The sequence below is a fragment of the Rhodococcus sp. SBT000017 genome, from assembly GCF_003688915.1.
Lineage (GTDB): Bacteria > Actinomycetota > Actinomycetes > Mycobacteriales > Mycobacteriaceae > Rhodococcoides.
Map to the genome: position 1 here is coordinate 2,273,437 of NZ_REFU01000001.1, position 22,963 is coordinate 2,296,399.

25 protein-coding genes are annotated in these 22,963 nt (G+C 64.9%); 17 read left to right on the plus strand and 8 right to left on the minus strand.

The features are described from left to right. The 6 genes from AYK61_RS10310 to AYK61_RS10335 all read left to right on the plus strand — a co-directional run bounded on the left by AYK61_RS10310 (position 1) and on the right by AYK61_RS10335 (position 4,951). The gene (locus AYK61_RS10310; RefSeq protein ID WP_121872639.1) at positions 1 to 456 is read left to right on the plus strand and encodes a MarR family winged helix-turn-helix transcriptional regulator; all 456 of its coding nucleotides are present in this window, start codon (positions 1 to 3) and stop codon (positions 454 to 456) included. Positions 457 to 520: 64 nt separating this feature from the next. Then, positions 521 to 793, plus strand: a complete 273-nt coding sequence (locus AYK61_RS10315) for a helix-turn-helix transcriptional regulator (protein ID WP_032372936.1) — start codon at positions 521 to 523, stop codon at positions 791 to 793. Then, a complete protein-coding gene (locus AYK61_RS10320; RefSeq protein WP_121870727.1) occupies positions 790 to 1,362 on the plus strand; it encodes a hypothetical protein in 573 nt (190 codons plus the stop codon). The genes AYK61_RS10315 and AYK61_RS10320 overlap by 4 nt, the downstream gene beginning before the upstream one ends. Then, a complete protein-coding gene (locus AYK61_RS10325) occupies positions 1,359 to 2,252 on the plus strand; it encodes an ABC transporter ATP-binding protein (RefSeq protein WP_121870728.1) in 894 nt (297 codons plus the stop codon). The genes AYK61_RS10320 and AYK61_RS10325 overlap by 4 nt, the downstream gene beginning before the upstream one ends. Further along, entirely contained in the window at positions 2,249 to 3,448 is a 1,200-nt protein-coding gene (locus AYK61_RS10330) for an ABC transporter permease (protein ID WP_121870729.1), read from the plus strand. Before AYK61_RS10325 ends, AYK61_RS10330 begins: the two co-directional genes overlap by 4 nt. Positions 3,449 to 3,457: 9 nt before the next feature. Continuing rightward, positions 3,458 to 4,951, plus strand: a complete 1,494-nt coding sequence (locus tag AYK61_RS10335) for a carboxyl transferase domain-containing protein (RefSeq protein WP_121870730.1) — start codon at positions 3,458 to 3,460, stop codon at positions 4,949 to 4,951. A gap of 19 nt (positions 4,952 to 4,970) precedes the next feature. On the opposite strand, the gene AYK61_RS10340 is transcribed toward AYK61_RS10335, so the two are convergent. Continuing rightward, positions 4,971 to 5,369 (minus strand): hypothetical protein, encoded by a 399-nt coding sequence (locus tag AYK61_RS10340; protein WP_121870731.1) that lies wholly within the window; start codon positions 5,367 to 5,369, stop codon positions 4,971 to 4,973. A 118-nt stretch (positions 5,370 to 5,487) separates the two neighbouring features. Between AYK61_RS10340 and AYK61_RS10345 the strand changes: the two genes are divergently transcribed. The 6 genes from AYK61_RS10345 (at position 5,488) to AYK61_RS10370 (ending at position 11,444) form a co-directional block, all read left to right on the plus strand. Further along, entirely contained in the window at positions 5,488 to 6,159 is a 672-nt protein-coding gene (locus tag AYK61_RS10345; protein ID WP_237668989.1) for a methyltransferase domain-containing protein, read from the plus strand. Next, entirely contained in the window at positions 6,156 to 6,758 is a 603-nt protein-coding gene (locus tag AYK61_RS10350) for a TetR/AcrR family transcriptional regulator (protein ID WP_183130478.1), read from the plus strand. The genes AYK61_RS10345 and AYK61_RS10350 overlap by 4 nt, the downstream gene beginning before the upstream one ends. Positions 6,759 to 6,858: 100 nt before the next feature. Then, positions 6,859 to 8,106, plus strand: coding sequence for a molybdopterin-dependent oxidoreductase (locus AYK61_RS10355; protein WP_121872641.1), 1,248 nt, complete (start codon positions 6,859 to 6,861; stop codon positions 8,104 to 8,106). Further along, positions 8,103 to 8,600 carry a hypothetical protein gene (locus AYK61_RS10360; RefSeq protein WP_121870733.1) on the plus strand — a complete coding sequence of 166 codons (498 nt, stop codon included), beginning with the start codon at positions 8,103 to 8,105 and terminating at the stop codon, positions 8,598 to 8,600. The genes AYK61_RS10355 and AYK61_RS10360 overlap by 4 nt, the downstream gene beginning before the upstream one ends. Before the next feature lie 10 nt (positions 8,601 to 8,610). Beyond that, positions 8,611 to 10,467 carry a propionyl-CoA synthetase gene (locus AYK61_RS10365; RefSeq protein ID WP_121870734.1) on the plus strand — a complete coding sequence of 619 codons (1,857 nt, stop codon included), beginning with the start codon at positions 8,611 to 8,613 and terminating at the stop codon, positions 10,465 to 10,467. Positions 10,468 to 10,541: 74 nt separating this feature from the next. Then, on the plus strand, positions 10,542 to 11,444 hold the full coding sequence (locus tag AYK61_RS10370; RefSeq protein WP_121872642.1) for a DMT family transporter: 903 nt from the start codon (positions 10,542 to 10,544) through the stop codon (positions 11,442 to 11,444). A 36-nt stretch (positions 11,445 to 11,480) separates the two neighbouring features. On the opposite strand, the gene AYK61_RS10375 is transcribed toward AYK61_RS10370, so the two are convergent. Next, positions 11,481 to 12,809 carry a deoxyribodipyrimidine photo-lyase gene (locus AYK61_RS10375; protein WP_121872643.1) on the minus strand — a complete coding sequence of 443 codons (1,329 nt, stop codon included), beginning with the start codon at positions 12,807 to 12,809 and terminating at the stop codon, positions 11,481 to 11,483. A gap of 140 nt (positions 12,810 to 12,949) precedes the next feature. On the opposite strand from AYK61_RS10375, the gene AYK61_RS10380 reads away from it, so the two are divergent. The 4 genes from AYK61_RS10380 (at position 12,950) to AYK61_RS10395 (ending at position 16,279) form a co-directional block, all read left to right on the plus strand. Further along, positions 12,950 to 13,156: a hypothetical protein gene (locus tag AYK61_RS10380; RefSeq protein ID WP_032395828.1), complete on the plus strand. Its 207-nt coding sequence runs from the start codon at positions 12,950 to 12,952 to the stop codon at positions 13,154 to 13,156. Between the two features lie 10 nt (positions 13,157 to 13,166). Continuing rightward, the gene (locus tag AYK61_RS10385) at positions 13,167 to 13,895 is read left to right on the plus strand and encodes a response regulator transcription factor (protein ID WP_121870735.1); all 729 of its coding nucleotides are present in this window, start codon (positions 13,167 to 13,169) and stop codon (positions 13,893 to 13,895) included. Then, positions 13,892 to 15,193, plus strand: a complete 1,302-nt coding sequence (locus AYK61_RS10390) for a sensor histidine kinase KdpD (RefSeq protein ID WP_183130230.1) — start codon at positions 13,892 to 13,894, stop codon at positions 15,191 to 15,193. The genes AYK61_RS10385 and AYK61_RS10390 overlap by 4 nt, the downstream gene beginning before the upstream one ends. 63 nt (positions 15,194 to 15,256) lie before the next feature. Then, entirely contained in the window at positions 15,257 to 16,279 is a 1,023-nt protein-coding gene (locus AYK61_RS10395) for an isopenicillin N synthase family oxygenase (protein WP_121870736.1), read from the plus strand. Here the strand turns inward: AYK61_RS10395 and AYK61_RS10400 are convergent. Further along, positions 16,272 to 16,631, minus strand: a complete 360-nt coding sequence (locus tag AYK61_RS10400) for an FKBP-type peptidyl-prolyl cis-trans isomerase (protein ID WP_094612261.1) — start codon at positions 16,629 to 16,631, stop codon at positions 16,272 to 16,274. The two genes, AYK61_RS10395 and AYK61_RS10400, sit on opposite strands and share 8 nt — an antisense overlap. A 182-nt stretch (positions 16,632 to 16,813) precedes the next feature. Between AYK61_RS10400 and AYK61_RS10405 the strand changes: the two genes are divergently transcribed. Then, entirely contained in the window at positions 16,814 to 17,614 is an 801-nt protein-coding gene (locus AYK61_RS10405) for a carbon-nitrogen hydrolase family protein (RefSeq protein WP_121870737.1), read from the plus strand. 124 nt (positions 17,615 to 17,738) lie between these two features. On the opposite strand, the gene AYK61_RS10410 is transcribed toward AYK61_RS10405, so the two are convergent. The 5 genes from AYK61_RS10410 to pdxH all read right to left on the minus strand — a co-directional run bounded on the left by AYK61_RS10410 (position 17,739) and on the right by pdxH (position 22,895). Then, the gene (locus AYK61_RS10410) at positions 17,739 to 19,037 is read right to left on the minus strand and encodes a citrate synthase (RefSeq protein WP_037191728.1); all 1,299 of its coding nucleotides are present in this window, start codon (positions 19,035 to 19,037) and stop codon (positions 17,739 to 17,741) included. A 70-nt stretch (positions 19,038 to 19,107) separates the two neighbouring features. Continuing rightward, positions 19,108 to 20,079, minus strand: a complete 972-nt coding sequence (locus AYK61_RS10415) for a carbohydrate kinase (protein ID WP_121870738.1) — start codon at positions 20,077 to 20,079, stop codon at positions 19,108 to 19,110. Beyond that, positions 20,076 to 21,005 carry an aldose 1-epimerase family protein gene (locus AYK61_RS10420; RefSeq protein WP_121870739.1) on the minus strand — a complete coding sequence of 310 codons (930 nt, stop codon included), beginning with the start codon at positions 21,003 to 21,005 and terminating at the stop codon, positions 20,076 to 20,078. Before AYK61_RS10420 ends, AYK61_RS10415 begins: the two co-directional genes overlap by 4 nt. Continuing rightward, complete coding sequence (locus tag AYK61_RS10425) at positions 20,989 to 22,281, minus strand: MFS transporter (RefSeq protein ID WP_121870740.1); 1,293 nt, start codon at positions 22,279 to 22,281, stop codon at positions 20,989 to 20,991. The genes AYK61_RS10420 and AYK61_RS10425 overlap by 17 nt, the downstream gene beginning before the upstream one ends. Beyond that, positions 22,278 to 22,895, minus strand: a complete 618-nt coding sequence (pdxH, locus tag AYK61_RS10430) for a pyridoxamine 5'-phosphate oxidase (RefSeq protein ID WP_121872645.1) — start codon at positions 22,893 to 22,895, stop codon at positions 22,278 to 22,280. The genes AYK61_RS10425 and pdxH overlap by 4 nt, the downstream gene beginning before the upstream one ends. Positions 22,896 to 22,963: the final 68 nt, after the last annotated feature.

The window sequence follows — 22,963 nt, forward strand, 5'->3', positions numbered from 1 at the left end:
ATGACCGAACCTGTCGCCGCCGTGCATCAGCTGCGAGCACTGACCGTCGAGCTCGATCTCCTCGGCGCAGACTTCGCCCAGAAGCACTCACTTCACCCGACAGACATCCGCGCGCTGATCTGCCTACTGGATGCGGACCGAGCCGGGACGCGCGCCACACCCGGCTGGCTCGGCGGACAGCTGGGCCTGGAATCCGCGTCGGTCACCGCCCTGGTCGATCGAATAGCCAAGCGCAAGTTGGTATCACGTGAATCCGACCCAGCCGATCGCCGGAGAGTCCTGCTACGTGTCACCGCACATGCAGCCGAACTCGGCACGAGCTTCTTCGGCCCCGTCATCGGTCGGGCCGTCGACGAACTCGCACGCTTCACACCCGAGCAGCGGGCGACGATCGACGAGTTTCTGACGACCATGCGCGCCATCGTCGCCGACGCCCGGGAGCAACAGGAAACGTAGCCGGCTCAAGCAATCCGTTATTACCCGTTGACAGATCGTTGGGTTTATACAACACTTCATTGTCATGAGCCCAGTCAAGCGCGGTACCGCGCTCCCGATCTTCAACAGGGTGGGTGTTCTGCGGGCAGAACGAAAGATGAGCCGCGCGCAACTGGCCGAACTCGTCGAAGTGAATCCCCAGACAGTGGGCGCCCTCGAACGAGGCGACCACTACCCGAGCCTCGACCTCGCGATGCGCATCTGCGACGTCTTCGATCTGCCGATCGAAGCAGTGTTCTCGCGCACCGAACTCGGACCACTCTCGGCCGAACTCTTCCGAAGGGAGAAGGATCGATGAACACGCCCAGCTCCGACATCCTCACCCGCTACCAGGCGCATCGCACGCGGCGCTTCATGGAGAACGACGCGAAAACCCGTCACTGGCTTCCGAATTGGCGCACGCAGAAACGTCGACGCATACTCGCAGTCTTGCTGATGGCGTCCTTGCTCACCCTGTTGGTGATTGCGGTTTGGTCACTGTTCTCCAGGTGGGCACCGATCGCATGGATCCCGGCCACCGTGCTGTTTCTCGTCACGTGGACGATGCTGCAAACAGTGTCCCGTCGCCACAGCGATGCACCGGTGGGCGCACTCGACGAATGGGAAGTGCAGCAGCGCAACGAAGCACGCTCGATCGGCCTCACGGTCAGCCAGGCGCTGGTGATGGTGGCAATCCTGGTCCTGATCGTGCTGTCGGGAGCGTACGACAACGAGAACCTCGCTTACGCCGGAGGTTTGTGGACTCTCGCTGCGCTGCTGGCCGGCGGGTGCGCACCCGCAGTCATTCTCGCCTGGATCACTCCCGACCCCGAACTCGAAGACACCGAAGATTTCGATCCCGAAACAGAGACCGAAAGGGCACCATGAGCACCCTCACGATCGACTCCGTCTCCAAGAGGTACGGCGACAAGATCGCCCTCGACAACCTCAGCTTCGACGTCCGCCCGGGCGAGCTGTTCGGCTTCGTCGGCAGCAACGGCGCGGGCAAGACCACCACGATGCGCATCGCGCTGGGAGTCCTGTCGGCAGATTCCGGCCAGGTTCTGTTGGGCGGCAAGCCCGTCGACCTCGACGTCCGTCGCACCATCGGCTACATGCCCGAGGAGCGCGGCCTCTACCCCAAGATGAAAGTCGGTCCGCAACTTGCGTACATGGCCGAGCTGCACGGCCTGTCGTCCAAGGACGCGAAGGCAGCCGTGATCCGCTGGACCGAACGTCTCGGTATCGATCAGCGCGTCAACGACACCGTCGACGCACTGAGCCTGGGCAACCAGCAGCGCGTGCAGTTGGCGGCCGCGCTGGTGCACGACCCCGCAGTTCTGGTTCTGGACGAGCCGTTCTCCGGACTCGACCCGATTGCCGTCGACGTGATGAGCGAGGTACTGCGCGAAAAGGCCGCTGCCGGAGTGCCGGTGGTGTTCTCGAGCCACCAGCTCGATCTGGTGCAACGCCTGTGCGACCGCGTCGGCATCATCGCCGCCGGCTCGATGAAGGCCGTCGGGACGGTCGACGAGCTACGCGGTTCGGGAGATGCGCAACTACGCGTCCATGCACCGAACGCTGCCCCCGGATGGGCGTCGGGCATCGCCGGGGTGAGCACGCTCGGCCACAGTGACGGCGTCACCGTCCTGGGCTTGGCACCCGGGGCCGACGATCAGGAGATCCTGCGGGCCGCACTGGCAACCGGTCCGGTACACGAATTCTCCATCCAGAAACCTTCCCTGAGCGACCTGTTCCGAGAGGCGGTAGTGGCATGAGCTCCCAACTGAACTCCTTCAGCGCAGTGTCCTTGATAGCCAAGCGCGAGTTCACCGTTCAGGTGATGAAGAAGAGCTTCGTCATCAGCAACGTGATCATCCTGGCCGTCATCGTCGGCGGCATCATCGCGTTCTCGATCTTCTCCGGCAGCGGTGACGAAGAGCGTGACGTCGTCGGCATCGCCGGAGACCAGTCCATAGCGGCCGTCGTGGAAGCGACCGGCGACGCCGTCGGGTCTCCGGTCGAGGTGCGCGAGATCGCCGACGCGGCGGCCGCACGCAGCGGCGTCGAATCGGGAGATCTCGACGTGGCGTTGGTTCCGGACGGAACCGACGGTGCTTACACCGCCGTCACCGAGTCCGACCTGACCGGCACGTTGCGCGCCGTCGTCGAAGGCAGTGTTGCAACGCAGGCAACCAATCTCGCACTGGCGCAACAGGGTGTCGATCAGAACGAGCTCGGGGTAGCGACAAGTGCCGCAAGAGTCACCGTCGACGCTATCGATCCGCCGGATCCCGAGGCCGGCCAGAGGACAGCTCTGGCGTTGTCCGCAGTGTTCCTGCTCTACGCCCAGATCATCGGCTTCGGCATGTACGTCGCGATGGGCGTCGTCGAAGAAAAGTCGTCTCGCGTGGTCGAACTGCTGCTCTCCACCGTCCGCCCCCTGCAGTTGCTCTGGGGAAAGATCCTCGGTATCGGCGCGGTCGGCATCCTGCAGCTTGCCTTGTACGGAATAGCCGGTGTGGGTGCAGGATTGGGCACAGGCGTCCTCACCGTCACCGGTGCCGCCGTCAGTGTCTTCGCTGCCACGTTGGCCTGGTTCATCTTGGGCTTTGCCTTCTTCGCGGTGCTCTACGCGGCGGGCGGCTCGATGGTCTCGCGGCAGGAGGACGTCAACTCGACCACCATGCCGCTACTCATCCTGATCATGGCGATGTTCTTCGCGGCCTTCTATTCCGTCAGTGATCCGGAGAGCACCCTCGCCAACACTCTGAGCTGGATTCCTCCGTTCTCCGCGATCATGATGCCGCTGCGTATCGCGGCCGGGGTCACCTCGCCAGTGCAGATCGTCGGCTCGGCAGTCCTGATGGTCATCACCACAGCAATCCTGGCCATGGGCGCGGCGAAGATCTACCAGCGTTCCATTCTTCGGATCGGCAAGACCGTCTCGTGGAAGGAAGCGTTTGCTCGCTAGGGTTCTTCCATGAACCCACGGACGTCCGCCGCCGAGATTCTCGATTCCGTTCTCGACGGCGGATCGTTCGTGTCCTGGGACGCCACGCCGGTGGACGTCAATCCTGGGGAGTCCTATCTGAGGGACCTGACCAAGGCTCGGGAGAAGAGCGGCGTCGACGAGTCGGTGCTGACGGGCGAGGGCACCATCGAGGGTCGACGCGTGGTGATCATCGCCTGCGAGTTCGCCTTTCTCGCCGGATCGATCGGCGTTGCCGCGGCCGAGCGCATCACCTCCGCGATCGAACGCGCCACGGCCGAGAAGCTGCCGCTGATCGCCTCCCCCACCTCCGGCGGCACGCGTATGCAGGAGGGAACGTTGGCCTTCGTGCAGATGGTCAAGATCGCCTCGGCCGTCACAGCGCACAAGGCGGCGCACCTGCCGTACCTGGTGTACCTCCGCAATCCGACCACCGGCGGCGTGTTCGCATCCTGGGGATCGCTCGCTCACGTCACGGTCGCCGAACCCGGAGCCCTCATCGGGTTCCTCGGACCACGCGTCTATCAGGCGTTGTACGACAAGCCATTTCCCGAGGGCGTCCAGACCGCCGAGAACCTCTACCAGCACGGCGTGATCGACGGTGTGGTGCCGGTCGATCAACTGCGCCACTTGCTGGTTCGCGCGCTTCGAGTGATAGTCGACGCCACCGTGTGGCCCGATCTCACGGTCGATGAGTCGACCGAGATACCGGAGCAGTCGGCGTGGCATTCGGTGCAGTCGTCGCGTCGCGCGGATCGCCCCGGAATTCGGCAACTCATCGAACACGCTGCCAGCGAGCACGTTCCACTCAGCGGCACCGGTCAGGGCGAGGCCGACACGTCGATTCTGTTGTCGCTGTGCCGAATCCGAGGGATCTCCTGTGTCCTGTTCGGCAACGACCGAAGCAGCAGCACCGCCACCGCCACCATGGGTCCGGCAGCATTGCGAGAGGCACGACGCGGCATGCGCCTGGCCGAGGAACTTCGCATCCCGCTGGTGCTGGTGATCGACACCTTCGGCGCTGCGCTGTCCAAAGAAGCCGAGGAGGGCGGTCTGGCACCCGAGATCGCGCGCTCGATCTCCGACCTGGTGACCATCGATACCCCGACGGTGTCGGTGCTGCTCGGCCAGGGCACCGGCGGAGGAGCGCTCGCACTGCTGCCAGCCGATCGCGTGCTGTGTGCCCAGAATGCCTGGCTCGCACCGCTTCCGCCCGAGGGTGCCAGTGCCATCGTGCACCGGGACACCGCTCACGCGCCGGATATGGCCGAGGCGCAAGGCATCCGCTCGGTCGACCTGCTGCGCGACGGCATCGTCGACGCGATCGTCCCCGAACTCCCCGACGCCGCCGACGAGCCGGCCGCATTTTCCGGTCGCATCGCCGATGCCATTGTCCGAGAATTACACGCGCTGTCGACCGTCGACGCTGCCAGCAGGACGCGGTCCAGACTCGGCCGCTACCGAAAGCTGGGAGTCACGTCGTGAGCGGAACCTCGACCCCCCACTACGAGTTTTCGTGCACCTGCGAGGTCACGAGCGCCAGCACATCACCGGCACGCAGGTCGGCCGGCAACTCGACCGGACTCACGCAACTGCGCCCTGGGCTGTGCACATCGACCTTGACCACAGCACCCACCGAATGCCGATTGACCACCACAGCCTGCAGCAGATCTGCGAACTCGGCGTCGACGCCCACCTCGCCCGCGATCACCGAACGCACCCGAGTGACCAGAATCGAGCCCCACTGCACCGGAGTGCCCTGCGCATCGGCCAGATCCTCCAGCGCGACGCCGTCGACGGTGATGCGGCCGCAGACGCAGTGCGTCTCTGCAGGCCAGAGCGCTGGATCGCACCGCGAAACGTATGCGGCACCGAGGGACGGAAGCATGTCGAGAAGTGTCATGAGAAGTAGTCTTGCGTCGCGCGGAGGCGTCGGGCAGAGGTGTTGACGCAATCTTGACGGCAATGCATCGAAAATTGATGCCAAGCCGCACCCTGTACTCGCTGGTACATTCGACCGGGTGATTGCAGACGACGTCTATCGACGCGGCCGAGCAGGCCTACCCTCGTGGATCTCCGACTACGACGGCCGCCGCACCGAACTGCCGATCGCGCGCTGGATGGGCGGAACCCATTCGACGGTCGAAGACATCCGAGCGGACGAAGCCTCCATTGCCTTCTGCACCGGCCCCACCCTCGATCTCGGCTGTGGACCAGGGCGTTTGACCGAAGCGCTCACCCGAGCCGGCGTTCCCGCACTGGGGGTCGACACGTCCTCGGTAGCCGTGGAGATGACCAACCATCGCGGCGGGCTCGCGATGCAGCGCGACATCTTCTCTGCGATACCGGGTGCAGGCCAGTGGTCCCACGTACTACTCGCGGACGGGAACATCGGCATCGGCGGCGATCCTGCCGCACTGTTGACGACCGTACGAAGACTGCTGCACGAGAGCGGGACCGCCATCGTGGAAGTCGAGCCCACGTCCGAGGTGGACGATCGGAACCGAATGGTTCGATGGGAGACCGGCGATTCGGTGGGCGAATGGTTCACTTGGGCCAGCGTCGGCGCGAGTGCGCTGTACGCGCTGGCGGTGACTGCGGGCCTTCGAGTCCGCCGAACAATCGAGTCGAACGGCCGAGTGTTCACCGAACTCGCTGTTCACAGCATCGACCGAGGAGCCGAGGACCCGTGAGCAAGGAGCTGCCGAGAACGGCCAAGGGCAGGCGAACCAGAGCTGCGATCGTCGACGCCGCAGCATCGATGATGTACGACCACGGTGTAGCGGGAACCACTCTCGACGACGTCCTCGCTGCCTCCGAGACCGGGAAGTCGCAGCTGTACCACTACTTTTCCGACAAGTCGGACCTGGTCGAGGCCGTTATCGCACGTCAGCTCGAGCGCGTCCTCGCCGCCCAGCCACGCCTGGCCCATATCGACAGCCTCGACGACATCGACGCCTGGGCCGCTGAGATCGTTCGAAATCACGAACAACCAGGTGGGCCGTTCTCGTGTCCCCTCGGCTCACTTGCTGCAGAACTGAAGAACGATGCAGCGTTCGTTCCCAGCCTTCATGCCGCGTTCCGGCGCTGGGAGCAACCGCTGGAGCAGGGACTTCGGCGCATGATCGACCGAGGCGAACTCGACGTCGCGACCGATCCGGCCGCCGCGGCCGCCACCTTGATCGCCTCACTGCAAGGCGGCATGCTGATCGCCCGCATCGCGGGCGATGTGCGACCGCTGCGCGACACGCTGGACGCAGCAGTTGCCACATTGCGTAGGCGCGCAACCTGAGAACCGGCGCCGGACGAACCCTGGCGGAAGGACCCCCGGTGCGCTAACCTCGAACTCACAGTTTGTACTACTGGGTACAAAGTTGGAGACGGGAACCAGAATGCAACGAATTCCCACGTTCCGAAGCCCGATCCGCGGCGTCTGGTTCACGTCGGTCCTCGCATCCGTCCTGCTCGTCGTTCTGCCGATCGTGACGATCACCGGATTCATTTCCTGGGCCGCCTACGGTCCTCAGTTCGGCCAGGCCATGCCGGGCGACGTCGGGTGGCTACGGATACCGGCGTTCGACTGGCCGACAGAACCCGCCTGGCTCTACCGGCTCACCCAGGGCCTCCATGTGGGACTCGGGCTCGTCATGGTGCCGATAGTGCTGGCCAAGCTGTGGTCGGTGATTCCAAAGCTGATCGAGATGCCACCGGTACGCAGTGTTGCGCACCTGCTCGAGCGGCTGTCGTTGCTGGCGTTGGTCGGCGGCATTCTCTTCGAGATCATCACCGGTGTGCTGAACATTCAGTACGACTACATCTTCGGATTCAGTTTCTACACCGCGCACTACTGGGGAGCCTGGGTGTTCGTCGCCGGCTTCGTCGCCCACGTGGTGCTGAAATTTCCGACAATGGTGACGGCGCTCCGAACCCGACCGTTCCTGGAACTGATGCGCATCAAGGTGGCCGACACGGTGCCCGACGCCGACGATGAATCAGGCCTTGCTGCAACCGATGCCGCTCCGGCGACGATCAGCAGACGCGGAGCCCTCACTCTGGTGGGCGGCAGCGCGTTGTTCGTCGCAGTCCTCAGCGTCGGGCAGACCACGGGCGGACCACTGCGAGGGGCGGCACTCCTGCTCCCCCGAGGGCGTTCGTACGGCGACGGACCCAACGACTTCCAGATCAACCGCACCGCGCAGTCCGCGGGCGTCACCGAGGCGATGACGTCGGATGCGTGGCGGCTGACCGTGATGGCCGGCGGTACCGAGGTAGTACTCAGTCGAGCTCAACTCGAGCAGATGAACCTGCATACCGTCGAACTCCCGATCTCCTGCGTCGAAGGCTGGTCGACGGTACAGACGTGGACCGGTGTTCCGCTGCGCGATTTGGCAGTGCTCGTGGGCATCGATACCGCCGATACCGGTGAGGTGCGCTCGCTCGAACCCGTCGGGTCGTTCAACCGAGTCACCTTCGGGGGACACCAGATGATGCATCCCGATTCGCTTCTCGCACTGAAGGTGAACGGGGCCGACCTGTCCCTCGATCATGGCTATCCCGCTCGGATCATGATGCCGGCGATACCCGGAGTGCATGCCACCAAATGGATCGAATCCGTCGAATTCTTCGGGGAGGGAGCATGAGTACGTTTCGGGCGAGGTACGGCGCAGGCCCGATGCATCTCGCGGTCACGGCCTTCTGTCTCGCCCTGTCCGGCGCGGTGGTCCTGACGATCGGCTTTCCGGCCCTGTGGAACACCGACGCGTGGTGGCAGTCCATCGGGCTCTGGTTCGTCGGCGCGGCCGTAGTTCACGATGCGATCCTGTTTCCGCTGTACGCCGTGCTCGACAGAACTCTGGTTGCTCGACTCGGCAGGTTCGTCAACGCGGTTCGCATCCCTGCGCTCGGTGCGGGACTGAGCCTGCTGCTCTTCGCACCGGGGATCTTCGCCCACGGGAGCGAGACGTACGAGGCCGCCACGGGTCAGACGCAAGAGCCGTACGCGATGCGATGGCTGCTGTTGGTGGCTGGCATGTTCGCGGCCAGCGCGGCGTTCTACGGCGGCCGCGAAATACTCCGGACGCTACGCACGCGCCCCGTTGTCGATAACCCGAAACGGCAGCACGCGCCCAACTAGGCTCGGTGACATGAGTGGCGAGTATCTGCAGGCCTTCGACGACAGTGTCGACAACCGTGAGCAGTTCTGGCTCGATGCCGCGGCAGGAGTCGACTGGGACACGCCTCCCACCACCGCGTTCGACGGCTCGCAGTGGTTTCCCGGGGCCCGACTGAACACCTGTTTCAACGCACTCGACCGACACGTCGACGCCGGGCTCGGCGATCGGACCGCGCTGATCTACGACTCGGCGATGCTCGGAGTCACCCGCAGCTACACGTACGCCGAACTGCTCGATCAGGTCGCTCGTTTCGCCGGGGTGCTCAGCTTCAACGGCGTCTCCTCAGGCGACCGCGTGGTGATCTACCTACCGATGATTCCCGAGGCCGTCATCGCCATGCTCGCGTGCGCCAGGCTCGGCGCAGTGCACTCGGTGGTATTCGGCGGTTTCGCGGCCAAGGAGCTCGCGGCGAGAATCGACGACGCCGAGCCGGTCCTGCTGATCACCGCCAGCGGCGGGTTCGAGCCGGGCCGCGTCATCGAATACCTCCCCTTGGTGAAGCGGGCTCTGACGCTGACGACAGCGAAACAACCCGCAGTGATCGTGAAAACCCGCGACGGCGTCCCCGGCAGCCACGACTGGCTGGACTGGGACACCCTCATCGCCGACGCCACCGCAGCCCAACCGGTTTCGGTGCAGGCAACGGATCCGCTGTACATCCTCTACACCTCGGGCACGACCGGAAAGCCCAAGGGTGTGGTGCGTGACAACGGCGGTCATGCCGTCGCGTTGACGTGGTCGATGCGCAACATCTACGACGTGGGTGCCGGTCAGGTGATGTGGACGGCGTCCGATGTCGGCTGGGTCGTCGGGCACTCGTACATCGTCTACGGACCGCTGTTCGCAGGTGCCACAACGGTTCTCTACGAGGGCAAGCCCGTCGGAACTCCCGATGCGGGCGCATTCTGGCGGGTGATCCAGGATCACGGCGTCCGCGCGTTGTTCACCGCGCCGACGGCATTGCGTGCCATCCGCAAGGTGGACCCGCACGCCGCCGAGCTCGATAAGTACGACGTGAAGTCCCTGCAGACACTGTTCGTCGCGGGTGAGCGCCTCGATCCCGATACCTACGAGTGGATTTCGCGAACACTGGACCGCCCCGTGGTCGATCACTGGTGGCAAACCGAAACCGGCTGGGCTATCTGCGCCAATCTTCGCGGCCTCGAACCACTTCCGATCAAATCGGGATCGCCGACGGTACCGGTTCCCGGGTTCCAGGTCGGCATCCTCGACGCCTCGGGCAACCCGGTCGAGGCCGGCACCGAGGGCAACATCGTCGTGAAGCTGCCACTGCCACCGGGGGCCCTGGTGGGACTGTGGCACGACGAATCACGTTTCCAGCGTTCGTATCTGGACACCTTCCCGGGCTACTACCTGACCGGAGATTCCGGGTACATCGACGCCGATGGCTACGTCTACGTCCTCGGCCGCAGCGACGACGTCATCAACGTGGCCGGACACCGCCTCTCCACCGGATCGATGGAGGCGGTACTGGCCGGTCACCCCGCGGTTGCCGAATGCGCAGTCATCGGGATCCACGACGACCTCAAGGGCCAGCGCCCCAGCGGCTACGTGGTGCTCAAGGCCGGGGAGACCATCACCGAGGAGCAGCTGCGTACCGAACTGGTGGCCATGGTGCGCGATCAGATCGGCGCACTCGCGACGTTCCGCGACGTGACGATCGTCGGCGCGCTGCCGAAGACCCGCTCGGGGAAGATCCTACGGAAGACGATGCGGCAGATCGTCGCCGGTGAGGAATACGGCGTGCCGTCGACCATCGAGGATCCGGCGGTACTCGATGCGCTGGAGAAGTTGCTCGGCAGGTAGCGAGACGCTAATTCGAGCAACGATGGCCGAAATCCGCGCGCCAGGGGTCGTTCGCGCGCGATAGCGTCGTGCTCATGACAGATCTCGACACACGTCCAGCCGTCGATTGGCTTGCGCTCGGAGCCGTCACCATCACGGTGATCTCGTGGGCATCGGCATTCGTGGCCATCCGTGGTGTCGGCGAATCCTTCGGGGCAGGCCCGCTCGCGCTCGGCCGGTTGCTGATCGGATCTGTGGCACTCGGCGCGATAGTTCTGGCCAAAAGACAATGGGTCAAGCCCAACCGCACGCAGTGGCTGCAGATCGTCAGTATCGGCGTGTTCTGGTTCGGCATCTACAACGTCGCCCTCAATGCCGCCGAGCAACGCGTCGATGCCGGTACGACGTCGATGATCATTCAGATCGGTCCGATTCTGGTCGCATTGTTCGCGGGTCTGCTTCTGGGCGAAGGCTTCCCGAGGGGGCTGGTGATCGGCGCAGGTATCGCGTTCGCCGGAGCGGTCATGGTAGGCGTCGTCACGGCGGTGACCACCACGTCCACGACCAAGACCGACGCCGACTTCCTCGGCATCGCACTGTGTCTGGTATCCGCGGTGACCTACGCGATCGGGGTGCTCAGCCAGAAGCCCGTGCTGCGCACCATCCCCGGACTTCAGGTCACGTGGATGGCATGCACCATCGGCGTGGTCTGCACGCTGCCGTTCGCACCGGCTCTGCTCGACGACCTCGGGTCCGCTTCTGCCGGTGCCACAGGCGGATTGATCTACCTCGGTCTCGTCCCGACTGCACTGGCCTTCAGCACCTGGGCCTACGCGTTGACGCGAATGAACGCGGGCAAGCTCGGGATCACCACGTACGCGGTCCCACCGATCACGATCGTTCTGGCCTGGCTGCTGCTGGGCGAGGTTCCGCACTACCTCGCCGTGGTCGGCGGAGTGATCTGCCTGGTGGGAGTCGGGTTGTCCCGCAGAAGATAGGGGTCACTCCGCAGGCTCCGTTCGAGCGTTGAGCTCTTACAAGGCCTTGAACCGCGCGATCGCCACTTCCCGCTCGTGCTTGTGGTCGACGATCGGCTCCGGGTACTCCTTGGGCCGGCCGAACTTCAACGTGTGCACGGCTTTTCCTTCTTCACCGCGTAGTTCCGGCACCCAACGCCGCACGTACTCGCCGGTGGGATCGAATTTCTCGCCCTGGGTGATGGGATTGAACACTCGGAAGTACGGCGACGCGTCGGTCCCCGTTCCCGCGGTCCACTGCCAGCCGTGCTGATTGCTGGCCAGATCTCCGTCCACGAGATGCTGCATGAAGTATCGCGCGCCCCGCCACCACGGCAGATGCAGATCCTTGACCAGGAACGACGCGACAATCATCCGGACCCGATTGTGCATCCACTTCTCGGAGTTCAGCTGCCGCATACCGGCATCGACGATCGGGAAGCCCGTCTCCCCCTTGCACCAGGCGTCGAACAACTCGTCGGCATGCTTGCCCGAGTCCAGTTCGATCGCATCGAACTTCTTGACGTAGTTCTCACGCGCACTGTCGGGACGCTGAAAGAGGATGTCGCCGTAGAAGTCTCGCCAGCAGATCTGTCGGCGATACGACGCCGCGCCCTCGTTGCGGAGCTTTCCCAGGTCGGCCAACATCGTTCGCGGGTGAATGGTGCCGTACTTCAGATGTACCGACATCCGACTCGTCGAGTCGAGGTCGGGACGGTTGCGTTCGTCGTCGTACGCAGAAACCTCGTCGAGGAACTCCTTCCACTGCTTCGAGGCGGCCGCCTCACCCGCTGCCGCGTCGGACGCCTCATTCTCGGAGGGAATCTTCACGCGCCGAACGCCTTTCACCTCGTCCGGGTCGATCCAGTCGGCGGAGTCGGCCGAGGTGTCCGCTGGACCGCGCCACCCGTGTTCCATCCACTGGCGTGAGTACGGCGTGAACACCTTGTACGGTTCCCCGTCGTTCTTGACGATCCGCCCGGGGGCGACCGCATACGGTGACCCGGTCTCGACCAGGGTCACCTTCTCGCCCACCCGCTTGTCTCGCTCGCGCCCGTACGGGCCGTAGTCGGCACTGATGTGTACGTCCTCGGCCCCGATCGCCTTCGCCACCTTCGGGACCACCGTCTCGGGGTCACCGTGCACGACCATCAGCCGTCCGCCGAGTTGCTCGTCGAGAGCTTCGAGCGAGCGGAACAGGAAGTCCTTACGCGGCCCGCCGGACGGCTTCAGCAGACGGTCGTCGAGCACGAAGAGCCCGAGCACCGGATCTCCCGACTCGGCAGCGGCGGTGATTGTGGGCAGATCCCCCAGACGGAGATCACGGCGAAACCAGACGATCGACATGCTTCCAGTCTTACCCACCCCCGCTCCGAGCAATCCCCGCCCTTGACCGTTCGATTCTCAGAGAACCGCCAACGACGACTCACCAAGGCCGCAACAACGACCTCTACCTTGGGTTATACCGAACAGACAAGGAGAACATCATGACGAACACCCGCCCCTTCCCCGGTGCCCTCTCCCTGATCGACAGCACCTGCACGTTCGAGAAGTACTACGAGCAGCTCTACGCCAAGGCACCCGCTCTCGCCTGGTCACTCGACGCCGACACCGGCCGCCGCAGTGCCCTCGAGGACTTCTTCGCCAAGACGCCCGAGGAACGCCGCACCACCGTCGACAGCTGGGTTGCATAGCATTGGTCCGGTGACCGAATCGCCGAGCACCCCCGCCACCGTTCTCGTCGTCGACGACGACGCAGACGTGTTGTCGTCGCTGCAACGCGGACTGCGCCTGTCCGGGTTCACCGTCATCACCGCATCGGACGGCGCGGAGGCGCTCGGCGTGGTGTCGCGGTCGGTGCCCGACGCCATCGTGCTCGACATCAACATGCCGGTGCTCGACGGTGCCAGCGTGGTGACCGCGTTGCGTGCCATGGGAAACGACATTCCGATCTGTGTTCTCAGCGCCCGCAGTTCGGTGGACGATCGCATCGCCGGACTCGAATCCGGTGCCGACGACTACCTCACCAAGCCGTTCGTGTTGGCCGAGCTCGTCGCACGGATCCGAGCCATGCTGCGTCGACGCGGCACCGGTCCGGTTGTGCCGGTAGCAGATTCGGGCGCACCGAACTCCGCCGTCGCCGTCGGAACCCTGGTGGTCGACATCCCCGGCTATCGCGTCCACCGCGGCGGAGCCGACATCGACCTGACCAAGCGAGAATTCGAGTTGCTGGCCATCCTGGCCCGCAACAAGGGCGTCGTTCTCACGCGTGAACGACTGCTCGAACTGGTCTGGGGCTACGACTTCGTCGCCGACACCAACGTCGTCGACGTGTTCGTCGGATATCTGCGACGCAAACTAGAGGCCGACGGGTCGCCGCGCATCCTGCACACGGTCCGCGGCGTCGGCTTCGTCGTCCGGGACGCCGCATGAGCTTCTCGCTGCGCGCCCGAGTGGCCGCCGCCACGACCCTCGGCGCCACCCTCGTGGTCGCCGCGCTCTCGGTGGTCACCTCGGTCGCCATCTCGCGCAACAACGTCAATCAGCTCGACGAGCGGTTGACGACGGCATCTCAGGTGCTGGTCCCGACGTCGACGACACTCGAGGCCTTCCTCGATCAGCTCTCCGGCGCGTTCGCCGTCACCATCCGCAGCGGCGACATCGTCGTCGCGTCCACACCGACACGGCTGCCCGCGCTCGACACCGGGTCGCAGACCGTGGACGTCGACGGGCAACGCTTCCGGGTCTACACCGCCGTATCGACAGCGGTGTCGTCCATCTCGATTTCCATCGGCGTGCCGGCCATCGAAGCGCAACAGGTCACCGACGAGCAACAGAAGCAGGTGATCCTGCTCGGTCTGGCCGCGATCGCGGTGTCCACCGGACTGGGCTGGCTCTTCGGCGGTAGAGCCGTCAGACCGTTGGTGACGTTGACCCGGCAGGTCAGCGCGCAACCTCCGACCGCACCCGAAACCCGCACCGGTGTCACCGAAGCCGATGCGCTCGCAGTCGCGATCGGCGGCATGCTGACCAGACTGAACGAGGCACAGGACCGCACCAACGCCGCGCTCGACACCGCACGCGACTTCGCGGCCGTCTCCGCCCACGAGCTGCGGACCCCACTGACTGCGATGCGCACCGACATCGAGGTGCTTCGAACACTCGACCTCGAGCCTGCGCAGCAGCAGGAAATTCTGGGAGATCTCGAGCGGACGCAGGGGCGAGTGGAGACCACGCTGACCGCCCTGGAACGACTGGCCTCGGGCGAATTGTCCAGTGAGGGCGACAGAGTCGAGACCGACATCATCGACATCTGCGACGTCGCAGCCCAGGATGCGCAACGACTGCATCCGGGACTCGACATACGCGTGGAGTATGCCGCCGACTCCGAGATCACGATGCGCGCACTGCCGACCGGCCTTCGACTGGCCGTCGACAACGTGATCGGCAACGCCGTTCGGCACGGCAACGCGACGTCGATCGTCATCACCGCCGAGCGCGAGGGTACGACGGTACGTGTCCTGATCGACGACAACGGATCCGGCGTTCCCCTCGACGAACGCGAGACGGTGTTCGGCCGGTTCGAGCGCGGCACCCGAGCAGCCAAGGGCGGCTCCGGGCTCGGCCTGGCACTGGTGGCTCAGCAAGCCCAATTGCACGGCGGGCGGGCCTGGTTCACCGACAGTCCGCTGGGCGGAGCCCGATTGGTGCTGGAGCTGCAGGACAGCTGAAGTACGGCAGTCTTTACGCGGGAGAAACCTACGGGTCCATCCGAACCGACGATCATGTACCCCATGCACACGTCGTCGGATTTCTTCGTCCCCACCATCGACATCTCGCCGTACGTTTTCGGTGATTCCACCTCGGCGGCCGACGGGACCGGCCGGCGCAGCCTCGCAGCTGACGTCGATTACGCCTGCAGCACAGTCGGATTCATGCAGATCCTCGGGCACGGCGTTCCCGAGGACACCGTGGCCGGACTCGCGTCGGCGATGGATTCGTTCTTCGGGCTCGACTCGGCGGCTAAGCGGGCCTACATCTGCCCACCCGAACGCAATCGCGGGTACACCGCCCCCAAGAGCGAATCGCTGAGCCTGAGCCTGGGAGTCGAATCGGCGACGGGCATGAACGACTGGTTCGAGGCCTTCAACGTCGGGACGGGCGAGCCGAACATCTGGCCCCACTCTGAGGGGTTCCAGCGCGCCGTCGAAGAGTATTTCGCCGAGGCAGCACGCGTAGCCCGGACGCTGACCAGCGTGTTCGCCGATGCACTCGGGGTATCACCGAACATGTTCCCCGACATCACCGATCGATCGCTGGACACTCTGCGGATGAACAACTACGCGCTCGAACCCGGCTTGCATGTGCCGGACACCGAGCTCACGGGGATGAGCGAGCACACCGACTACGGCTTGGTGACGGTGTTGTGGGCCGATCGTGTGCCCGGTCTGCAGGTTCTCGGCACGGACCGACGGTGGCACGACGTGCAACCCGTCGAGGGAGCGATGCTGGTGAACCTGGGCGATCTGACGGCCCGACTGACCAACGATCGCTGGATGTCGACGCTGCATCGAGTGCGTCCGCCGATCACCGACGGGACGAGCCAGCGCAGGCGTTCGGCCGCCTTCTTCCACGACGGCAACCTCGACGCGGTGATCGCGCCACTGCCGTCCTGCATCGAGCCCGGCGACGTGGCCCGGTACGAACCGGTCACCGTGGCCGAGCACATTCACGCCAAGCTCGCGGGTTCCCGAGGGGGAACTGCCAATGCCTCGGCAACCCGCGAAGCCGAGCGGGTACGCAACGCCGTTATTTGACGTCGAGCAGATCGATCACGAACACGAGCGTCTTGCCGGACAGGCGGTGACCTGCGCCTGCGGGGCCGTAGGCGAGCTCCGGCGGAATGGTGAGCTGACGGCGTCCGCCGACCTTCATTCCGGGAATGCCGTCCTGCCAGCCCTGGATGAGTCCGCGCAGCGGGAACTGGATGGATTCGCCACGGTTCCAGGACGAGTCGAACTCTTCGCCCGAGTCGAACTCGACGCCGACGTAGTGCACCTCGACGTTTCCTCCAGCCACTGCTTCTGCGCCGTCACCCTCGACGAGGTCGACCGTCACCAGGTCCACGGGTGGGGGTCCGGCCTGAAATTCGATTACTGGCTTCGTCACTGAAGTCTCCTGCGGTTGCGCCGGCCCGCCGACGCCGGCTGTTGTGCTCTGAATGGATATGGTCTGGACGTTGAGCACTTCGACTCTACGTCGTAGACGGGTGCCGACGGGCGCTGGCACCCGAAAAAGACACGTATCCGCTGGTCAGGACCATCTGCAGCTCGGGGCATACGATGTAGTGCATGAGCGACACGATCCGCGTCAGTCTCGCCCAGATCACCAGTGGCGAACACCCCGCCGAGAACCTCGAACTCATCGACACTCATGCCCGTGCCGCGGCACACGCCGGCTCGGACCTCGTGGTGTTTCCGGAGGCGACCATGCGGTGTTTCGGCGGGCCGATACGCAAGTTCGCCGAGCCCCTCGACGGCGACTGGGCGAACGCGGTGCGTGACATCGCGTCCGCCGCCGGCATCACCGTCGTCGCCGGAATGTTCACGCCCGCTGCAGAAGACAGGGTGACGAACACCCTGCTCGTCACCGGCCCCGGAATCGACGCGAGCTACGACAAGATTCACCTGTTCGACGCCTTCGGATTCGCCGAATCCGATACCGTCGCACCGGGTTCGGAGCCTCTCGTGGTCGACATCGCCGGAGTTCGAGTCGGCTTCGCCACCTGCTACGACATCCGCTTCCCCTCGCTGTTCCAGAAACTCGGCGACCTCGGCGCGGAACTCGTTGTGGTTCCGGCATCGTGGGGATCGGGGGACGGCAAAGTCGATCAGTGGACCCTGCTCGCTCGCGCCCGTGCCCTGGATTCGACCACCTTCATCGCAGCCTGCGATCAAGCCGAACCCGCTGCTGCCGTGGGTAATGCGCCATTGGGCGTCGGGCACAGCATCGTCTGCTCCCCCACCGGCGAGATTCTCGGTCAACTCGACACGACGCCAGGAATGCTGACCATCGACATCCACACCGAGTTGGTCGACGCCGTGCGCAAAACTCTGCCGGTGTTGAAGAACCGCAAGCACTTCGACGCCTGACGGGGCCGCGAACTCGAAGTTATGGACGGAATTCGACCGAATCTCGTCCCTAACTTCGAGTTCGCAAGAAACGACAACGCCGCCGGACCCTGATGGGAGTCGGCGGCGTTGGGTACAGCGAGATCTAGCGCGAGCTGACGTCCTGGTAGTCGCGCTCGGTGTAGCCGGTGTAGATCTGACGCGGACGGCCGATCTTGCCGGTCGTGTCCTCGTTCTGCTCGCGCCAGTGCGCGATCCAGCCCGGGAGGCGACCCATCGCGAACAACACCGTGAACATGCGCGGCGGGAAGCCCATCGCGCGGTAGATCAGACCGGTGTAGAAGTCGACGTTGGGGTAGAGCTTGCGCTCGACGAAGTAATCGTCGGTGAGCGCGGTCTCCTCGAGCTTGAGCGCAATCTCGAGCAGCTCGTCGCCGTTGCCCAGCTTGCCGAGGATCGTGTGCGCAGTTTCCTTGACCAGCGTCGCGCGCGGGTCGAAGTTCTTGTACACACGGTGTCCGAAGCCCATGAGCTTGACGCCGTCTTCCTTGTTCTTGACGCGACGCAGGAACTCGGAAGCGTCGCCGCCCTCGGCCTTGATCTTGTCCAGCATCTCGAGCACGGCCTGGTTGGCACCGCCGTGCAGCGGGCCCCACAGCGCGTTGATGCCGCCGGAGATCGAGGTGAACAGGTTGGCCTGCGAGGATCCGACGAGGCGGACCGTCGACGTCGAGCAGTTCTGCTCGTGGTCGGCATGCAGGATGAGCAGCATGTCCAGTGCCTTGACGATCTCGGGATCGACCTCGTACGGCTCGGCCGGGAAGCCGAACGTCAGACGCAGGAAGTTCTCGACCAGGCTCTTGGAGTTGTCCGGGTACAGGAACGGCTGACCGACGGACTTCTTGTAGGCGTACGCCGCGATGGTCGGCAGCTTGGCCAGCAAGCGGATGGTCGAGAGTTCGACCTGCTCCGGGTCGTTGGGGTCGAGCGAATCCTGGTAGTACGCAGACAGCGCGTTGACGGCGCTCGACAGCACCGGCATCGGGTGCGCGTTACGGGGGAAGCCGTCGAAGAACCGCTTGAGGTCCTCGTGCAGCAGAGTGTGCCGACGGATCTTGTCGGTGAACTTCTCGAGCTGATCCTCGGACGGCAGCTCACCGTAGATCAGCAGGTAGCTGACCTCGATGAACGACGACTTGCCCGCGAGCTGTTCGATCGGGTAACCGCGGTAGCGCAGGATGCCTGCGTCACCGTCGATGTAGGTGATGGCCGACTTGGTCGACGCGGTGTTGACGAACCCGCCGTCCAACGTCGTGTAGCCGGTGGTGGCCAGCAACTTTCCCAGCTCGATGCCGTTGTTGCCCTCGGAGGCCTCGGCAATCGACATGGAGTACTCGCCACCGGGATAGGTGAGGGTGGCTTTGGCATCATTCTCAGCGGGCACGAATGGTCCCTCTCGAACTCGTGTAACGGACACGTACTTGAAGCGGACAGTTCTAACGTCGATAGTGAAACTAGTCTCTCGACGCCTCGGACGCCCAGGGAGGGTCGGCACCGGGTCGAGAAACCGTGATTGCCGCTGCTTTTGCGGCGAAATCGAGCGCTTCTTGCCAATCTTGCTTGCTCATCTCTTTCACCGCGTTCGATGTGATAATGCTCTCCTTCTGCAAAAAGCTCAGTAGAGCACCATGCACCGTGTCACCTGCGCCGATCGTATCGACGACGTCGACCGCGACACCCGGCACCGAGATCTCCTCGGCTGTGACAATTCCCGTACCCGACGCCTCCGCGGGTGCCGTGAACACGGAAATTCCGTCGCCGCCACGAGTCATGACCACTGCGGTGACCCCCGCCGCGAGCCAGTCGTCGACGGTGGTGCCCTGTGTTCCGAGCCCCAACCAGTACGCGTCGTCTTCGGACACCTTGAGAATGTCGATGCTGGGCAACCACGAGCGGAAGCGGTCACGGAATCCGTCGGCGGTGATATCGCCGCTGGTGCTGTCGATCGCAGCCGGCCGGATGTTCGGGTCGAGCATCGTGAGCTTGCCCGCCGCCCGGGCCCGGTGCAGCAGGCCCGCGTACATCGACGCGCCCGGCTCGTAGAGCAGCGACAGTGTGCCGAACGAGAGCACGCTGATCTCGTCGGGCAGATCGCCGGGATCGGCGACGAGGCGGTCGGCCGTGCCGTCGGCGTAGAACGAGTACTCGGCGCTGCCGTCCTCGGCGAGGGTGGTCATCGCCAACGTCGTCGGCTCGTCGCCGCGCTGCACCCATGTGGTGTCCACTCCCGCGTCGCGCAGACTCGCCAGGATCTGCTCGCCGAACGGGTCGCGAGAGATCCGCGAGAGATATGCGACGGGCGAACCCAGTCGACCTATCGCGACGGCGACATTGAACGGGCCGCCGCCGAGTTTGGGCGAGAGCAGCGGCCCCTCGTGCACCGGGACCAGATCGACCAACGCCTCGCCGCACACCAGAATGGTCACTTCTCGTACCTCATTCCCCAGGTGCCGGACCAGGGTTGCCCCGGATCCAGCACGATCAGATCGATTTCGGAATTCAACGCATCGGGCGGGCACGTCATCGGCTCGATCGCCAACGCCCGTCCCCGCTCGGGATAGGCCTGATCGTTGGCGGGATCGGCAGTGAACACCTGAACCCAACCGAAGCTGCTGTCGGTCCACAGCACGGTCGCGGTGCCGTCGGGGCCACGAAGAACATGGTTCGCGCGGCCGTCGGCCTCCGGAAGCGACGCGCTGAACGGAGTGTCCAGCTGCACGCCCTGCAGCGTTCGCGGCTGCCGGAAGTCGTACTCGGTATCGGCCGTCGGCACCGAATTGCCCACGGGCAGATTACGAACCGAGTCCAGCGGCAGTCGCGTCCCGGCCGAGAGCTCGAGCGTGCACTCGTCGAGCGGCACGTCCCCCACCCTGACGAATGTGTGAAAACCCATCCCGTAGGGCGCGGGCGAATCACCGGTGTTCTTCGCCGACGCGGTGACGTTGAGACCGTCCGCCGACAGCTCGTGCACCACGGTGACGGTCACCGAGAACGGCCAACCCTGATGCGTACCGATGTCCACACTCTGCTCGACGCGACTGTCGGTGTGCTCCACGAGAGTCCACGCCACGCGTCGGACGAATCCGTGACTGGCGTTGTTTCGAGCGGGCTCGGTGATCTCCAACCGATGCTCGACGCCTTCGAAGGTGAACGTGCCGTCGGCCGTCCTGTTGGGCCACGGGGCCAACACCAGTCCCGCCGACAGCGGCGGCTTCGAGCCCGCCTCCCACGTCTCGGTGAGCGGTGCGCCGTCGTACTCGAGCGCCCGAAGGCCCGCTCCGACGGCAGCGATGTCTGCCCGATACTTGCCGCTCGTCAACGAATACGTCTGCGCGTCAGCCATGAGAGCCATTCTTTACCACCGCACCCACTCGGTAGCGGATGAACGCCGGAAGTGCCAGCGCGGCGATCGAGACCCCGATGACGACCAGCACTCCACCGCCCGCCGCTGCGGCCGCCGTACCGACGGATGCGGCCGCTGCGCCGTGCAGTACATCCCCGACGCGCGGGCCACCGGCGACCACGACGATGAAGACACCCTGCAGGCGACCGCGCATCTCGTCGGTGGCGACCTGCTGCAGCATCGTGCTGCGGAAGGCCGCGGAGATCATGTCGGCTCCGCCGCCGAGGGCCAGGAACGCCAGTGCGAACCACAGGGCGAAGGTGGTGGCCCCGTCGGTGGCCGCGCCGACGGCCAGACCGAAGCCGATCATCGCCACGCCCCACACGACGATGCAGATCAGCACCGCCAGGCCCTGCCTGCGCACTCGGGGCAGCCAGCCGGAGAACACTCCACCGACCACAGCGCCCGCGGACATCGCTGCGAACAGCATGCCCAACACCGGACCGCCCGACGCCGGATCGCCGAAGCTCTCGTGCGCGATCTGTGGGAAGAGCGCGCGGGGCATCCCGAACACCATCGCGATGATGTCGACGACGAACGAGGCCAGCAACACCTTCTGCGTCGCGAGGTAGGCGAAACCGTCGAACACCGAACGCAATCCGGCGCGCTGACCCGACTTCGCAGGCGGAATCCCCGGCAGCCGGATCACTGCCCACAGAGTGGCGAACAGTGCGATGGTGTCGATGAGATAAAGGGTCTCGAGCCCGATGTAGTAGATGAGAATGCCGGCGCTGAGCGGTCCGGCGATGGCGCCGAAGTTCATCACCGTCATGTTCAGCGAGTTCGCGGCGGGCAGCTGCTCGCCAGGCAGGATTCGCGGGAGAATCGCGCTGCGCGTCGGCTGATTCACCGCGAAGAATGCCTGCTGAACAGCCAACAGCACCAGGATGATCCACACATTGTTCAGGTCGAGGAACGCCTGCAACCAGAACAGCGCCGACGTTCCGATCAGGCCGCAGGTGGTGATCATCAACAGGGTGCGTCGGTCCATCACATCGGCCAGCGCCCCGCCCCACAGACCGAACACGATGAGCGGCACCAGCGCGAAGACACCGGTGAGGCCCACGTAGGCCGAACTCAGCGTGATCTGGAAAACCTGTTGCGGTACAGCGACGATGGACAGCTGCGCCCCGATGACGGTGACGATGTTCGCCAACCACAACCGCTTGTAGGCCGGAGTCTTCAGCGGAGTCGTGTCGGCAAGAATGCCGCGCAACCCGCTCACGGTTGCAGACGCTCGATCACACCGCTTGCCACCGTCAGGCGAATTCGGTTGTGCATGCGGCTCGTTCGGCCCTGCCAGAATTCGACGGTCTCCGGTTCGACGCGAAAGCCACCCCAGTTCGGCGGAACCGGCACCTCGATTCCGTCGAACGTCGCGGTGACCTCGGCCAGTCGCGCAGCCAGATCCTTCCGCGAGCCGATCGGGCGCGACTGTTCGGACGCCCATGCCCCCAGCTGGGAGCCGCGGGGCCGCGTACGCCAATACGCTTCGGTGGTCTCGGCATCGACCTTGACCACCGGGCCGCGGACGGTGAGCTGGCGGGCAATTCCGATCCACGGGAACGTGATCGACGCATACGGCGTCGCGGTGAGCGCACGGCCCTTGTCCGAGTCGTAGTTGGTGTAGAACACCACCCCGGATGCGTCGAAGTCCTTGCACAACACGGTGCGGGTGGCGGGTCTACCTGCCTCGTCGACCGTCCCCAACACGATGGCGTTGGGCTCGGGCAGATTCGCGGCTATCGCGTCGGACAACCACTGCTGCGCCAGCGAACACCACCCGCCGCCCAAGGCATCGACGTCGAGGTCCTCGGGCGCTCCGTAGTCCACCCGCATGTTCGCCAGGCGCTGTTCATCTGCAGACACAAGCCCAGACGCTACTCCCGCGTAGAACCCGACTATCG